This is a genomic window from Telluribacter humicola, from assembly GCF_017355935.1.
Lineage (GTDB): Bacteria > Bacteroidota > Bacteroidia > Cytophagales > Spirosomataceae > Telluribacter > Telluribacter humicola.
Genome location: NZ_JAFIQT010000004.1, coordinates 325,508 through 342,405, shown reverse-complemented (window position 1 = coordinate 342,405; position 16,898 = coordinate 325,508). Strand labels below are relative to the sequence as shown.

Genomic DNA, 16,898 nt, shown 5'->3' with positions numbered 1-16,898 from the left:
TTGTTTACCCTCAGTATCTATTTTACGACACCTGTATATCGTCCAGGTAGCAACGTACTTCGTATAGTTTAGCGAGTGGATCTCCATTGGTCCTGAGTACCTTGATTCGGATGGATTCAACCTCCGTAGGCGCAAAAATATGCTCTACTCGTCTGAGGTAGTTATTTTCAACCCGGGCCACTTCCTGGGTTCCTTTTTTGGTTTTTACCTCAATGGTATAATCCGCCACTGTTTCGGGTTGCGCCTTCCTCTCCTGGCTATGATATACCTTGTCGTCAGATGAAATAAGCAACCGGCGGTGCAGTCCCGTATCGAAAGTAAGCTGCACATTATTGATTTTTACCGGTTTGCTCCACGATAGTTCTATCCAGGGTTGTCCGGCTTTCATGTCGGCGCGCCACTGGTGGGTACTACCGTCCATGATATCGCGGTTGTAGCCATCCAGTACCTGAGCAGCGGCGCCTTCTTTGGTTTCCGAAGAGGCATTGACTTTTGCCAGTTTTGCCAGATCCTTCTGATCCTCATTTTTTACCCCTAACATCGCCTGATCCTGACGCAACAGCAACTGCTGGTAGCTGGTCAGGTGGGCTTTCTGTTGACTAAGTGTAACGGGCTTAATGTTATGCTTTGTACAGTAGGCCATGGCCGTACCTACGGCCTGCCCCATGGTAGCACAGGTAGCCATCACACGGGTTGAAGAAAGCGCTACGTGCGATACGCTTACATTGCGACCGGCCATGAACAGGTTCTTAATATTCTTGCTGTACAGGGACCGGAACGGAATAGAATATGGGGCCTTAAGCGGAATGGAAATATAGGGTACCATGTCTGTACTACTCATGCCTTCGGGTGGGTGGTCGTCAAGGGGCCATCCGCCGTAAGCTACCCGATCCGGGAATAGCTTGGCTGACTGCACGTCCTCCTGCTTCATGATGTAGTCACCCACCAAGCGGCGGCTTTCGCGCTTACCGGGTATCATGCCTACCCACGAAAGGGCCCAGTTTTCGGACTCGGGATGGTTGCCGGAGTTTTTGATGTAGTCCCACACGCCAAAGAGGATAGTCAGCAGATCGTGGCGGAGCTTTTGTCCGTCCTGAATAATATCTACCATACCTCCCAGTTCCAGCCACCAGTAGCCAAACTCGAAGGAATTGATCTTGCGGTGTACAAAATCCTTGGCTGTAAACTTCTTGGCCCAGGTCGGAGGCGTATAGGGCATAGGGCGATCGTGCTTACTGGACATAAACAACAGGCTGTTGCCCATAGACTTGTTATCGGCCTTGTCTATTGCCAGCGACTCTCCCCATTGCGACTTGGCTTCCCGTCCGCGCATAAATTCAGCTCCGGCTATGGCCCCGAGCGTGGCGTCTCCGGTACAGTCAGCATAGTACTTCGCCTTTATTTCGTAAATCTCTTCGGTCTGGGAGCAGATAGCTCTAATGAGTTTAATTTCGCTATTGGCGACTTCGGCATCGTACAGGACCGTGTCCAGCAGCAGCGTGATGTTCTTTTCTGAAATAACCTTATCGTACATCACAAAGTCCCACATCTCATAACAGCGCTGCTGGTTATCGACGGCTTCGGTCAGGAATAGCTCTTCCAGGATACCCGTCTCGCGCCACACCTGCCGTAGGGCCGTAGCACCCAGTACGTGCATCCGTATCTCGCTGCTGGCGTTGCCTCCCAGGCGCGAGCGGTCCTGTATCAGGATGACCTTAGATCCGTTACGGGCGGCAGCAATGGCAGCGCACACCCCGGCCATGCCTCCACCGGCTATGACTACATCCGTGGTATACTGTTTCTTCTGATATACCTCCTTATTGATATCTTTTGCCAGTTCTTCGGGACTTTTTCCAAACAGAGTCACGGGGCTATTGGTAAAAAAGCCTCCTGATCCGGCACCGAGCGTGGACACGCCCAACGCTTTCAAAAATCCTCTTCTTTTAGTTTCCATTCCTGATTAGGTTTAGACGTTGTACGTGTATCTCATTTGTGAAAAACAGAGCCTATACTCAGGAGCCCTTCTCACGTGTATTAAGTATTTTTTTTACATCCTTATACGAATCTGCTTTGGTCTGGAAGAGTTGATACGTTAGCGAAGCAACTTCCTTTACCGGGCTATCCAGTAACGGCGCTAGCCTCAGCAGCGACTCCTGGTTAAGCGAAGTGGCGTTGGCTTTGAGCAATCCAAGTACTCTTATGATCTGTTGCTCAGTCAGCTTATCTACCTGACCGGTTAGTACATCAAGTGTACCGGTATGGAGCGGGTACCCTTTCAGCTTATTTAAGAGCTCATTCTGCATTTCGAACTTGACCCGTCCTACCATACCTGCCAGTTCTTTCTGGTGGACTGACGAAGTCCATACTGCTTCGGGTAATTTTTCAATAGCAAAAAAGGGGACGTATGAGTCGCCGGTTGCTACAAGTCTGATCAGATGAGGCAGGTACTTGTTCGTAGCTCCGGCGGGTATCTTGTTTAAAGCATAAAACTGATACTGAAACTGGTCAGAACGTAACATATGCACGAGCAGTGAATCCGTGAACCTCCCTTCGGTATGCTGCAGTATTTTCTGGGCTACTGCACCGTTGGCAATGTGCCAGAGTGTGTGGGTGGTATAAAGGGCTCCCCCTACTACCTCGTCTTTGATTGTGTTGCTGGTAGCTCCAGTGGTGGCATCCACTACGCTGGAACTCCGTTTCACATTGTCATCGACCAGAGCCTTCATATCGTAGTCGCGCAGCAGGCTGGTCTTATTGGACAATATGGAGCTGAGCTTCTGGTGATCTTCCTCCGTAAAAGGGTCATGGTCAAATTTGGTAAGCGGCTTGTCGGGGGGGAGTTCGTATTTTTTGAAGTTCCCCAGCAGATCCCAGTACAGGTCAATGACCACCAGGTAGCAAAGGCTGTCTTTACACACCGGTGTCTGGACGTGGCTGGTATAGTAGTCGGGCTTTCCGGACTGACTATAGGCCAGTTCTACCTCGATCAGTACTGAATCTCCGAAATAGGTTTCAAAGGCTTTTTCCTTCCTGATGGTATCTCTACTACCGGGAAGGAAAGCCATGATGGCTACCAGAATGCCTATGACCAACAGGATTTTCTTCATCAGATTGGGGGTTACTCCTCAAGAGTACCTCACTCTTACATTAGCTTCATTTGAAAAGGTAGCTTTTCAAGCCTTCAACTTATTGCCGGAAAGTTTGAAAAGCTACCCACGTATTTTACTGCCAGGCAGGGTTCTGCTCTAACTCAGGATTAGCATTTACCTCATCCTGCGGAATGGGGAAGTACTTGTGCTTGGGCTGAACAGGGCGATTTGGATATACTGAGTTAGTTGCCTTTGGTATTACATCCAGAAACCGATCGGTACGGGTCAGGTCATACCAGCGGTCCCCTTCGGCAAAGAACTCCCACGAACGCTCCTGCAGAACCGCGTCAATAAAGGCTTCCTTACTTAGCCCAGCCTGCAGATCAGGTAGACCCGCACGAGTACGAACAGCATTAATATAACCGTAGGCCTTAGGAGTAGCTCCGTTGAGGCGCGCCTCTGCTTCAGCCGCGATGAGGTACATATCCGGCAGGCGCAGGATAGGGATATTCACGATGGTACTCGTCGTAGAAACCGGATCACGATACTTCTTGATCAGTACTCCTTCTGTTGTGATAGGAGTAATGCTTCGTTGAGGTACGACCTGACCGGCCCGGTTTACATAAGTTGTATCCAGCAGTTGACGGCGCTTATCAGTTGGATCGAAAGAATTAAAGAAAGACTGGTAGGCAAACATGGACCCGAACGATGTACGGGCATAGTCGACACCGGCACTACCGGATGGGCCGGTGAGGCCGACCAACTGGTGCCCAGTACCCGGCGAGATGGGATCGGTCTCAAAGGCCCAAATATTCTCGGCCCGGGCGGCGTCTTCGGTACGGTAGTCATATACATCCAGTACGTTAGGCAGTAGTTTATATTTACCCGAATTAATAACCGATTCGGCTTTCTCAAGGGCCGTTGCCCAGTCCTCGTTGTATAGAGCGGCTTTGGCGTAGAGAGCATTGACCGCCTCTTTGGAAGGACGACCTTTTTCTACCGCCGGGAAGGAAGGCAAACCTGCCGCCAGGGCCTGATCCAGATCACTGTATATCTGTTTATATACATCGGCTTTGGGACTTTTCCCTACATAGGCTTTCGCTTCCGAGGTACTTGGTTCTGTCTTTACGGGTACATCTCCGAAGTTTTTGGTCAGCATCCAGTGGTAAAAAGCGCGAAGAAAATAAGCTTCGCCCAGGATTTGCTTCTTGCGGGTTTCGTCCATGGTCGCGTCAGGTACCTTGGCAATGATCCAGTTGGCTTTCTCAATACCACTATAGGATGACGACCAGATCTGTTGGGGTGATTCGTTTGTCCGTCCGGCGCTCCGCTGGGTAGTATAGGTAGGCTCAACAGTAAAAAGGGTCAGGGTATTACGCCCTACTACCGCCCTTGGATACACTTGGTCAGCACTGTAAGCAGGTACCATAACGGCAGCCGGACCGCCGTACAAGCCAGTCAGGGCATCATAGACAGCTATTAATCCCTTTTCTGCATCGGTACCCGTTTTGTAAAAGTTGTCGGTAAAGATGGAAGAATATACCTGCTCTTCCAGTTCGCAGGAACTCATCCCCACGCCAAGGAGCAGCATGGGTAGTATTTTATAGATGGATTTAAAATTTCTTTTCATAACGATGTCTCTTTAGTAAGGGTCAGATTAGAATGTCACTTGAATACCACCCAGGAACGACTTGGCCTGTGGATACACCAGGTTATCAATACCAATTGCCGTGTTAGAACCGGCGTAGGTATTCACCTCCGGATCAAATCCACTGTACTTAGTCAGGGTCAGCAGGTTGTTAGCACTCACATAAATGCGCGCCCGGCTAATACCCTTAATAGCTGGTAGTGTATAGCCAAGAGTAATGTTTTTCAGACGTACGTATGAACCATCCTCCATGGGATAATCAGTGATGGGCAGACGCCCCGCTACCGAGGCACTAACGTATTGATTACTTGGATTAGTAGGCGTCCATCGGTCAACAACGCCCTTGAACAGGTTACGTTGTCCGAGCGGATTTTCAAACGATAAGCGACTCACATTATAAATATCATTGCCCTGTGAGCCCGACAGGAAGGCACTGAAATCAAAGTTTTTGTAGTTTACATTGGTAGATGCTCCAAAGATAAAGTTTGGATTGGGGTTGCCAGTGACAATCTGATCCTGCGAATTAATAGCCCCGTCGTTGTTCAGGTCTTTTACTTTATGACCGCCTACCCGGCCATCGTAACCCGGTATTATTGCTTCGCCAGTCTGGTTGATACCATCAAAAACGTATGTCTTGAATACCCCCAGTGGCTGCCCTACGCTCAGGATGGAGTAGTTGGTAATGAAGCGTTCCTGAGTAGTACCCCCGTCCAGATCCAGCAGCTTATTGCGGTTGGCCGTCAGGTTACCGGATACTGACCAGCGAACCGGACCATCCAGAATGATGGCATTGGTTGAAAATTCAAACCCTTTGTTTTCCAGTGAAGCGTAATTACCTGTAATGCTGGAATAACCCGATGAGAGTGGCAGCGTCTTTACGTACAGCAGGTCATTGGTCCTTTTGTGGTAGTAATCCATGATTACTGAAATACGGTTGTTGAACAGGCTTATATCCAAACCAATGTCTGACTGGGCTGATTTCTCCCAGCGCAAATCCGGGTTAGCAATGCCCGACGGACGAATGGCCGTCTGGTAGGTATTGTTAAGATTATAGCCCCCTCCTGAGCCCACCGTAGCCAGTGACTGGTAGGGAGAAATACCACCGGCGTTACCCGTGATGCCGTAGCTAGCCCGCAGCTTAAGGTCCGACAGCCAGTTTACATCCCGCAGGAAAGGCTCTTCGATTAGTCTCCAGGCGGCCGAGATAGCCGGGAAGAAACCATACTTGTGATTAGCCCCAAACTTACTGGATCCATCCGCACGGGCGGTCAGGTCCAGGAAGTACTTGTCACGGAAGCCGTAGTTGATACGACCCATGTAGGAGTCAAGGCGCTGCTGTGAACGGCCGCTGCTTACGTTGCGGTTCAGGCCCAATTGGAGGGCTTCATTGCGGGTAGCGTCATTCGGAAAACCAGTGACATTGATAGAATTGTCATTAAAGTTCTCCACCTGCGTAGCAAATACTCCGGTAAAGCGCAGGCTATGATCTTCGCCAATTTTGCGGTTATACGAAAGTATACTTTCGTGCAGCAGGCCCATGAAATTTGAATTGTATTTCGAAGCGGAGCCCGAGTTATCATTGATATCCGCCCGGTTAATAATAGAAATCGGAGAATAAAAGTCGTGCAGCCGGTCATCGATATCAGCGTTGAAAGAGGCCCGGTACGAAAGGCCGGTAAGTATCTGGTATTCGCCAAACAGGTTGATCAGCGTCCGTTTGATATTTCTCTGACGCAGGACTTCCGTAAAATTCAGGGGATTTACTACTTCGCGATACTGACCGTTGCCCTGTTCTCCGAAAGGAAAAATCGATCCGTCGGGACGATAGGGTTGTAGCGTCGGGGGCGCACCAATGGCGGCACCCAGTACACTACCGGTTACGACGCCGGCGTCTCCAATGGTAGTACTTCCGGCTTCTATACCATTATTGACCGTCATACTTCCCAGAATACTCGTCCCGACCTTGAAGCGGTCATTGATCTTATGATCTACATTCAGGCGGTAGGAGTAACGCTTAAAATTGGAATTGATAATGATACCATCCTGGTTAAAGTAGTTGGCTGATAGCGCCAGTTGCGTTTTTTCACTTCCCCCGTTGATCGTTAGCTGATGACTCTGTATGGGAGCCTGCTGGAAGATAAGATTCTGCCAGTTTACACCTTCACCCTGCGAAGCCGGATCAGGATAGGCGTTATTTTTGAAGGTTTCATTTTCGAGTTGAGCAAATTCAGAGGCATTCAGCACATCCAGCTTTTTGGCTGCCTGCTGTACGCCGTAGTAGCTGTCTAGGGATACCCGGGTTACACCCGCTTTACCGCGCTTGGTCGTAATAAGTATTACCCCGTTAGCCGCCCGTGCCCCGTAAATGGCCGAAGCCGAAGCATCTTTCAGTACTTCTACGGATTCAATGTCATTGGGGTTAATAGTTGAGAGTGGACTCACATCGTTAATTCCCCCTCCGTTTGAGATCTGAATCCCATCAATCACGTACAGCGGCTCTGAGTTGCCATTGATCGAGTTTGTACCCCTGATACGGACACTGATATTTCCTCCGGGCGCACCGGTATTCTGATTGATCTGCACACCGGAGACCCGCGCCTGAAGGCCCTGGGCTACGTTGGTAACGGGTAGCTGGGTCAGTTCATCAGACTTAACGGAAGCGATAGAGCCCGTTGTCTCTACCCGTCGTTGGGTACCGTAGCCTACCACAACCACCTCTTCGAGTGCTTTGGTATCGGTCTTAAGCGTTACCTCTATAGTAGAACGATTATTGACCGGCACCTCCTGGCTCATATAACCCAGAAAAGAAAACACCAGCGTTGCACCGGGCGCCGCATTGACCGAATAGCTTCCGTCTACGTTAGTGATCGTTCCCCGCTGCGTACCCTTCACCGTTACGCTTACACCAGGAATGGTTTCTCCCTTGTCGTCCGTAACTTTTCCTTTGATAGCTACGTCCTGCGCCTGAAGCTTTACCGCTACTCCTATATAGAGTAGCATCAGCAAAAAAGTTTTGAATAGATATTTATACATACATGTACTGATTAAGGATTTTATTAATAAAATACAATTAGTAGGTGGTTTAGAAATAGGCAGTCAATAGCTTCACAATACAGAAGGCAGGCTGATTTGCCTGACCTTTTATTGATATTGTAGTCGAATATAAGGATAGCTACCCACAGTGCAAGGCTAAAATAGCGCTACAAAATCTCAAATAAAGTCAAAAACTATCGGTAACGTTTGCGCAAACGTTACCGATATATAATTATAGGAGCTATAAATATGATAATTTAAAAAGTAGTACATTAGCAGGTATCTGAGGACACACCGACCATACTTCACCCCTATCTATTAAAATAATCCAATGTAGATGATACAGTGTATAAAATGTAAACAGGTAGATAAGATCATGAAAGCCGGCTACATCAGGGGCAGGCAGCGCTACCTGTGCAAAGAGTGTAATTACTACTTTACCATCCCCGTACCGAACCTATCAGCCTCCTCTTCCACCCGGCGCAGACGCCACCAGACAACTATTATTGATATAGCCCGTACTCTGGGGGTTTCAAACTCTACGGTATCGCGGGCGCTACACGGGCATCCTGATATTAGTCCCGAAACCCGCCAGCTGGTATTGGACACCGCCACGCAGCTCGACTACCAGCCCAATCAACTGGCGTACAGCCTCGTCAAAAGCCTGACCAATACCATTGGCATCATTGTACCCGAGTTTTTTACTCCTTTTTTCCCTAATGTGATCGTGGGGGTGCAGGAGGTACTTACACAGGCAGGCTATCACCTGATCATTATGCAGTCGAGTGAGTCCTACGACACGGAAGTGGGAAATACTAAAGCCATGCTGGCTAATCGGGTAGATGGTTTGATTGCCTCATTGAGCCTGCAGACCAATAACTACGAGCATTTTGAAGCACTGGACAAAAGAGGTATACCCATCGTGTTTTTTAATAGGGTTTGTCACGAACTAGATGGCCCTAAGGTAGTTGTCAATGATTTTGGTGGTGCCTTCAAAGCCGTAGAACACCTTATTCAGAATGGGTACCAGCGCATCGCTCACCTGGGAGGACCACCCAATCTGGTAATCAGTCAGGAGCGTCTCAGGGGCTATACGGCAGCCTTACAAAAGCATGGATTTGAGATCCGTCCCGAGCTGATCATACATAGCGATCTGACTCATCAGAAAGCACGAATCTACGGCCAGTACCTGCTGGATATGGCTCATCCACCGGACGCTGTTTTCGCCGTCAATGACCCTACTGCCATTGAAATCATGATTCTGGCTAAAAGCCGCGGATTACAAGTACCAGAAGACCTGGGGGTGGTAGGGTTTAGTGACGACCCCATTGCTGCGCACATCGGTAATGGCCTTACCACGGTCAGACAGCCTACCCATCAGATTGGCAGAATTACCGCCGAAATGATACTCAAACTTATTAGTGAAGAGGAAGAGCAATGGGTACCTGAGACAAGAGTACTGGAAACGGAGCTTATTATTCGAGGATCATCGGTCAGAGGCTTACGTGAATCTTTATTTAGTTAATAAATAGCAGTGCTATAAATTCATTAAACTTATATACGTGTACTTCAGCTGCAGAGAAAATCCATTCTTGTATCTAGCTGTTTACACTTTTCACTATATAGTAAACATGTATCCTGTAAGCTCATTCATTTTACTTATATAGATTGACGATGATAAATATAAACAACGAGATAGCCATACCAGCTAACAATCAACCTGTAATTACTTCAGTAGCTTCGGCACCTCCATACACCAGTATGTTGATAGCTGACCCAACATTGCCAGGCGGCAATTTGGCATTAAGCCAAGCAGGTATGTCAGCTAGTACTCCATCGCAGCATACAGAAAGTAGTTTAGTCACTTCAACTACCTATTATCAACTCAGTAGCACTTTATCTTATAAAGACAGTTAAAAAAAAAGGAGCCTATCTGGATGTCTGTATTCATGCCCAACTACTTTCTTTGACTTAACCTTTTCTAAATGTAACGTTGAGCCATGTACTTTAATTAATCGTTGAATCTTTTCACAACCGGCCTAAAGTATCTGCTTTTTACCTGGTGACTACTAGTCAAAATTACAGATACCACTAGATAATTTTTACTTTGAGTTAGATAGATGACACGGTAAGTTCGTGTCATACACGCAATTATATCTAACCTTATGTATAAACAGGTTTACTTCTTCAGAAGAACATTTATTCTAGTAAGCTATTTCCTGTTTTGCTTGTGCACTATTTCTACTTCATGGGGACAAAGTACGGGTCCCAATCGAGACCAGTACATGCACAAGCAAACGTTAAAGAAAAAAGAAGCGAAGCTCCCGAAGGAAAACTTAAAAGGTAAATTACTGGAAAACTCAAAGTTCAGCTTTAAAGCTAGCAAGCTTAATGGACTTAAAGATGAGAAAGAAAATAAAGGTGCCCGTGTAGGTATCTCCGCTTCTTTAAGTTTTCCAACTTCACTTCAATTTGGGCCCGACGGCAGGCTGTATGTATCAGAGCAGTACGGGCAGATCAAGGTCTTCACTATCGTCAGAAATTCTTCTAACAACTACACCATTACTAACGAAGAGGTAATTTCATTAATCAACGAGATTCCTAATCATAATGATGATGGTACGCTGGCCCCGCATATCAAAACCCGTCAGGTTACAGGTCTGGTTGTAACAGGCACACCCACAGTACCCGTATTGTATGTCAGTTCGAGCGATAGCCGGATAGGAGGTCCATCGGGTGATCAGAATCTGGATACAAATTCAGGTATTATTTCAAAACTGACCAAAACGGCTTCAGGCTGGGACAAAGTTGACCTGATAAGAGGCTTGCCCCGTTCGGAAGAGAACCATTCCAATAATGGTATGCAGCTGGATGGGAATACCCTGTATGTTATAGTGGGTGGGAATACCAATGCGGGGTCACCTTCTACGAATTTTGCCTATGCATCCGAGTATGCACTGACTACGGCAGTTTTGTCCATTGATCTGGCGGCTATTGAAGCACTACCTACCCAGGGTAGTGGTAACACTAAATATAAGTATGATCTACCTACGCTTGATGACCCCACCAGAGCGGGTAATCCGGATGCGGGTGATCCCTTTGGAGGAAACGATGGACTGAATCAGGCAAAGGTTATTCCGGGAGGACCCGTGAAAGTGTTTGCTACCGGATTTCGTAACGGATATGACCTGGTCATTACAAAAACACCGGGTAAATCGAGACGCATGTACGTGATCGATAACGGAGCCAATCAGGGCTGGGGCGGGCATCCGGCTAGTGAGGGCGTAGGTACTGCTACCAACAACTATGTGTCAGGTGAGCCAGGCTCTACCGGTTCGGGCCCTAACGATCCGCAGGTTAATAATCGGGACAATCTGCATTATATAGGAAATCTGGACACGTATGTACCGGGTAGTTTCTACGGAGGACACCCCAACCCTATACGAGCCAACCCTGCCGGAGCAGGCTTATACACGCATGATGGGAGTAGTGGTGTGTGGCGAACCACTAAATCGGGTAATAAACCCTTACCAGCCGACTGGCCACCAGTGCCTTTGGATATGGCCCATCCAATAGAAGGGGACTATCAGAACCCGGGTGAAACCGACAATGCTTTATTAACCTGGTTCAATTCTACCAACGGCATCGCCGAGTATACAGCCTCTAACTTCAATAGTGGACTGCAGGGACATTTGCTAGCCGCATCCTTCGATGGTACGATACAGAAAATCTCTCTTAATGAGTCAGGAACGGATGTTACCAACAGCCGGGGAGACAAAAAGCTTAACCAGGACCTGCCCTTTGCCTCCAACTTTGGTGGTCAACCCCTGGACATAACGACTCAGGGAGATAATGACATCTTTCCGGGTACAGTATGGGTCGTATGTTATCTTGAGAATTCCATTTTTGTTTTTGAACCAGAACCCGTTAGTACCGGATGCAGTGCTCAATATAACAGTGCCGATGACGATGGAGACGGCTTCACCAACGCCGACGAAATTGATAACGGCAGCAACCCCTGCTCGGCAGCTAGCAGACCACAGGACTTTGATGGAGACTTGATATCGGACCTTAACGACCCCGATGATGATAATGATGGTCTACCGGATGATAGTGATTATTTCTCTTTGGATGCTCAGAATGGTACCACCACCAACCTACCTATTGAGTATGACATGCTCAACAACCACCCGGGAACAGGTTTATTTGGGCTGGGCTTTACTGGCCTTATGTTACCCATGCAACAGAATATTAATTACCAGGATCTATTTCAGGTTGAAAACCTCATCGCCGGTGGGGCAGTCGGGGCACTCTCAATAATAAATGTAAGTACCGGCGACCCCTACCAAACTAACAATAACCAGGAAAACGGATTCCAGTTTGGGGTAAATGTCAATAGCAGTACGCCCCCTTTTACGGTACAAACCCGCCTGCTGGGACCTTTTTTCAATAATCAGACACCACAGTACTATCAGTCCCAGGGAATATTTATAGGTACTGGTGATCAGGAGAACTATTTCAAGATAGTATTAGGGGCAGATGGTGGCGCAGGAGGAATCGAGGTTCTTTATGAGAATAGCGGTATTGCCAGCAGCACCACATATCCACTACCAGGTGGCTTGCCAACAGGGACAATAGACCTGTACCTGTCGGTGAATCCAGCAACGGGAATGGTACAGGCCAGGTACGCAAAGGATGGCGGTCAGGTACTGAACCTGGGACCTGCCATTCAGGTAGGTGGCCCTTTACTGAATGCTATACAGGGAGCACCCGCTATGGCCGTAGGAATTATCTCCACTTCTTTCTGGTCCACTCCTTTCACAGCGAGCTGGGATTTTATAAATATCAAAACAGATAGCCCAACTACTACCAATACAGCACCAGTCCTGGCGGCCATTGGCAACAAGACAGCTACCGTTGGACAGCCTCTAACCTTTACTGCCAGTGCTATCGATAGCGATGTTCCCGCTCAAACCCTTACTTATAGCGTATCCGGTACAACTGGAGCTACTATCAATGCTCAGACGGGCGCATTTAGTTGGACTCCTTCGCAATCGGGCGATTTTACTTTTACTATCAAAGTAACGGACAGTGGTACACCGGCCTTATTCGACGAAGAGTCAATAACGGTAACCGTAAGTATAGCACCTACCAATAAACCACCGGTTGCCAACGCCGGACCGGATAAAATAGTCACATTTCCCGCCACCAGTGTAGTACTGGAAGGATCAGGTACAGACCAGGACGGTACGGTAGATCAATATGCCTGGGTTCAAACCAGTGGACCTACTACGGCTACATACAATAGTACCATAGCAAATCCGACAGTAAGCGGTCTGGTAGCAGGTACCTACGTATTTAGTTTAACCGTAAAAGATAATAAGGGCGCAGCCAGTAGTCCCGATCAGGTAACAGTAACGGTTACGAGTGGCGGAGGAACCACTACACTACGAGTCAATTCGGGAGGTGGAGCCTTCATGGCTTCCAACAATCGACAGTTTGCGGCTGATGGCAATTTCAGTGGGGGCAGTACGTACACGGAAAGTGGAAAAGCCATTGAAAATACCACGGATGATGCACTCTATCAGACCGAACGCTATGGAAGTTTCTCGTATAACGTACCGGTAAGCAGTGGTACTTATAATGTGGTCCTGCACTTCGCTGAAATCTATTTTGGAGTAAGCGGTACGGGTATACGTAGATTTAACGTAGATATCGAGGGAGCTAGAAAGCTGACCGAATATGATATCACAACCAAAGCCGGAGGTGCCTTAAAAGCTGTAAAAGAAACCTTTACGGTAAATGTAAGTGACGGCACCCTGAATATTGTATTCGGTATGGGTAGCGCCGATAACCCTAAGGTGTCGGCTATTGAGATAGTACCTGCATCGGCCACTACCAATCAGCCTCCTGTTGTGGCCAATGCCATCATGGATCAGAGTGCTACGGTAGGTGCGTCATTTAACTTTGCATTTGCCGAAAATACATTTACCGATCCGGATGCTGATGGACTTACCTATTCAGCTAGTCTGGCTGATGGTACGCCATTACCTGCCTGGTTAAGCTTCAACGGCTCAAACCTCACATTCAGCGGTACTCCTCCCGCGGGAAGTTCAGGCAATATAGCTATCACAGTCACGGCCAATGATGGAAAGGGAGGTACCGCCAGCGACAGCTTCCTGATTGCGTTCGTTACGCCTGCCAACATTGGGACCTGGCAAACGATTGCCCCCAGCTCGGGAGCTCCCAGTGCACGGCACGAAGGAGCCTACGTTCAGGCAGGGGATAAATTCTACCTGATGGGCGGGCGCGGAATTAAGCCGGTTCAAGTGTACGATCCCGTTACTAAAACCTGGACCAACGCGGCTTCAACCCCCATTGAACTGCACCACTTCCAGGCGGTTACACTGGATGGTCTTATCTATGTAGTAGGAGCATTTACCGGAGGGTATCCTGCCGAAACGCCCGTACCACAGGTCTACATTTATGATCCTAAAGCTAACCAATGGCTGGTTGGAGCCGACATACCAGCGGACAGACGACGCGGGGCCGCCGGAGTTATAGTCCGCAACAACAAAATATACATGGTGGGTGGGAATACGAAGGGACATAATAATGGCTATGTAGAATGGTTTGATGAGTTTGATCCTGCCACTAGTACGTGGAAAGTACTACCCAACGCGCCTCGTACCCGAGATCACTTCCATGCTGCTGCTATCGGTGATAAACTATACGCTGCCGGGGGCAGACGTTCCTCGGCTAATACAGGTCAAGTATTTTCACTTACAGTACCGGAAGTGGATGTTTACGATTTTGGATCAGGTCAATGGAGTACATTGTCCAGTCCGATTCCAACCCAACGCGGGGCCTCCACCGCGGCTGTCCTGGGAGGTGAATTAGTAGTTATTGGGGGTGAGAGTTCACAGCCACAGGCTCATAACGATACTGAGTCTTATAATCCGTCCACCAACGCCTGGCAACGCCTGGCCAACATGCAACAGGGAAGGCATGCTACGCAGGCTATTGTTAATAACGGGGCCATATATATCGTAGCTGGCTCCGGCGGGCAGGGAGGATCACCAGAGCTAAGTTCGCAGGAGGTTTTCTATAAAAATAGTCTCTCCACTCCAACCGGAACCGCTCTGATTCAAAGTCAGTTAAATTCACCTTCGGAGGTAGCATTTGGTCAGATTACTGCCTCCACAACAAGTAGTAAAACCCTCACCCTAACGAACAATAGTGGTAATCAGGCTATTTTAATATCCAGCATAGCGATTTCGGGTAGTAATGAGTTTACTTCACAGGCCCCCTTTACACTTCCGTTTGTAATTCCAGTTGGGGGAAGTGCAACCATTAACCTCCATTTTACACCACTTTCAGTAGGTAATAAATCTGCTACACTTACCATTTTTCATTCAGGGGCAGGCGGTACCAAGTCCGTATCTCTGACCGGAGGAGGAATAAGTGGCAGCAACGCTGCTCCCGTTGCCAATGCCGGGGCCGATCAGGCTATTACTTTACCTGTCAACAGCGTCACTCTGAATGGTACAGCCAGTGATACAGATGGCAGCATAGCTTCGTACCAGTGGAGCCAGCAGAGCGGCCCTAACACAGCTACTTTGACGGGAGCCAACCAGGCTACCATGTCAGCAAGTAATCTGGTAGCAGGTACCTACGTATTCCGCCTGACGGCAACGGATAATCTGGGAGCTACTGCCTTCGATGAAGCTACGGTCACGGTGAATCCGGCTCCTACAAATCAGCAGGCGGTCACCAGCTTCACCCTGATTGATGCCGATACGGATCAGCCAATCCGGGATCTGGTACCCAATGATGTACTGAATCTGACTACGCTGCCTACAAAGTACCTCAACATCCGGGCTAATACCAATCCAGCTACAGTAGGTAGTGTGAAGTTTGTACTGAGTGGCGCACAGAATCACACACAAACTGAAGGCGGAGCTCCCTATGCTTTGTTTGGTGATAATAGTGGCAACTACAACGCCTGGGTCTTAGTTTTAGGCGACCATACCCTGGTGGCTACACCCTATACAGGCACCGGTGCCAGTGGTACTGAAGGGACCCCTTTAACTATCACTTTTAAAGTAATCAATCAGACTTCGACAAATAAGGCTCCTACGGTGAATGCCGGGTCCGATCTGGCTATTACTTTGCCTGTCAACAGCGTCACCCTGAATGGTACAGCCAGTGATACAGATGGCAACATAGCTTCGTACCAGTGGAGCCAGCAGAGCGGCCCTAACACAGCTACTTTGACGGGAGCCAACCAGGCTACCATGTCAGCAAGTAATCTGGTAGCAGGTACCTACGTATTCCGCCTGACGGCAACGGATAATCTGGGGGCTACTGCCTACGACGAAGTTACTATAACGGTGAATCCGGCTCCTACAAATCAGCAGGCGGTGGCCAGCTTCACCCTAATCAATGCTGATACGGATCAGCCAATCCGGGATCTGGTACCCAATGACGTGCTGAACCTGGCTACACTATCTACGAAGAACCTCAACATCCGGGCCATCACCAGTCCTTCTACCGTAGGAAGTGTGAAGTTTGTATTGAGTGGCACCCAGAGCTGGACGCTCACAGAGAGCGTAGCACCTTACGCTATGACAGGAGATAACAGTGGGAACTATAATGCCTGGACACCAGCAGTTGGAGATTATAGTTTGACAGCTACTCCTTATACTGGAGCCAGTGCCGGTGGCACCACCGGAAATCAATTAACCATTGGTTTCACTGTTATCAATCAGGCGGTAGGTCCCCGTATGTCATTTGAAGGTACTGACGATAAGGAAGGTATTCAAGTCCAAATTTATCCTAATCCTTTCACTGATTCCTTCACACTGCATGTACTAGGAAAAGGAGAGCATAAACTACCAGCCAGCCTCAGCGATAAGTCCGGCCGCATAATCTTAACCTTAGATGATGTACAGCCCGAACAAACTATCCAATTAGGCAAGGAGATAGCACCGGGAATCTATTTCTTACAGATCGGCACTGGCAGAAAAGTAAGGCAATTTAAGCTACTAAAGATTTATTAATCTAGTATGGAAAAGGGGCCTGCTGTCGAAACAGCAGGCCCCTTTTTTTGATTCCTATTCCTCACC

General features: G+C 48.3%; 6 protein-coding genes. 2 read left to right on the top strand and 4 right to left on the bottom strand.

All coding sequences use genetic code 11. From position 1 onward, the window contains the following. Positions 1–22: 22 nt before the first annotated feature. From JUB14_RS19380 to JUB14_RS19365, 4 genes are all read right to left on the bottom strand, one after another. Positions 23–1,954, bottom strand: coding sequence for an FAD-dependent oxidoreductase (locus JUB14_RS19380; RefSeq protein WP_207508466.1), 1,932 nt, complete (start codon positions 1,952–1,954; stop codon positions 23–25). 58 nt (positions 1,955–2,012) lie between these two features. Beyond that, a complete protein-coding gene (locus JUB14_RS19375; protein WP_207508465.1) occupies positions 2,013–3,107 on the bottom strand; it encodes a hypothetical protein in 1,095 nt (364 codons plus the stop codon). Positions 3,108–3,222: 115 nt separating this feature from the next. Next, on the bottom strand, positions 3,223–4,719 hold the full coding sequence (locus JUB14_RS19370; RefSeq protein WP_207508464.1) for a RagB/SusD family nutrient uptake outer membrane protein: 1,497 nt from the start codon (positions 4,717–4,719) through the stop codon (positions 3,223–3,225). A gap of 27 nt (positions 4,720–4,746) precedes the next feature. Further along, positions 4,747–7,737, bottom strand: coding sequence for a SusC/RagA family TonB-linked outer membrane protein (locus tag JUB14_RS19365; RefSeq protein WP_229368029.1), 2,991 nt, complete (start codon positions 7,735–7,737; stop codon positions 4,747–4,749). Positions 7,738–8,107: 370 nt separating this feature from the next. On the opposite strand from JUB14_RS19365, the gene JUB14_RS19360 reads away from it, so the two are divergent. After that, entirely contained in the window at positions 8,108–9,295 is a 1,188-nt protein-coding gene (locus JUB14_RS19360) for a LacI family DNA-binding transcriptional regulator (RefSeq protein WP_207508462.1), read from the top strand. A gap of 760 nt (positions 9,296–10,055) precedes the next feature. Next, positions 10,056–16,832 (top strand): PKD domain-containing protein, encoded by a 6,777-nt coding sequence (locus JUB14_RS19355; protein WP_207508461.1) that lies wholly within the window; start codon positions 10,056–10,058, stop codon positions 16,830–16,832. The last annotated feature ends 66 nt before the right edge of the window (positions 16,833–16,898 follow it).

Coding starts and splice junctions, on each gene's coding strand:
- JUB14_RS19360 (WP_207508462.1), top strand. CDS start 8,108: ATGATACAGTGTATAAAATGTAAACAGGTAGATAAGATCATGAAAGCC.
- JUB14_RS19355 (WP_207508461.1), top strand. CDS start 10,056: ATGCACAAGCAAACGTTAAAGAAAAAAGAAGCGAAGCTCCCGAAGGAA.
- JUB14_RS19375 (WP_207508465.1), bottom strand. CDS start 3,107: ATGAAGAAAATCCTGTTGGTCATAGGCATTCTGGTAGCCATCATGGCT.
- JUB14_RS19370 (WP_207508464.1), bottom strand. CDS start 4,719: ATGAAAAGAAATTTTAAATCCATCTATAAAATACTACCCATGCTGCTC.
- JUB14_RS19365 (WP_229368029.1), bottom strand. CDS start 7,737: ATGCTACTCTATATAGGAGTAGCGGTAAAGCTTCAGGCGCAGGACGTA.
- JUB14_RS19380 (WP_207508466.1), bottom strand. CDS start 1,954: ATGGAAACTAAAAGAAGAGGATTTTTGAAAGCGTTGGGCGTGTCCACG.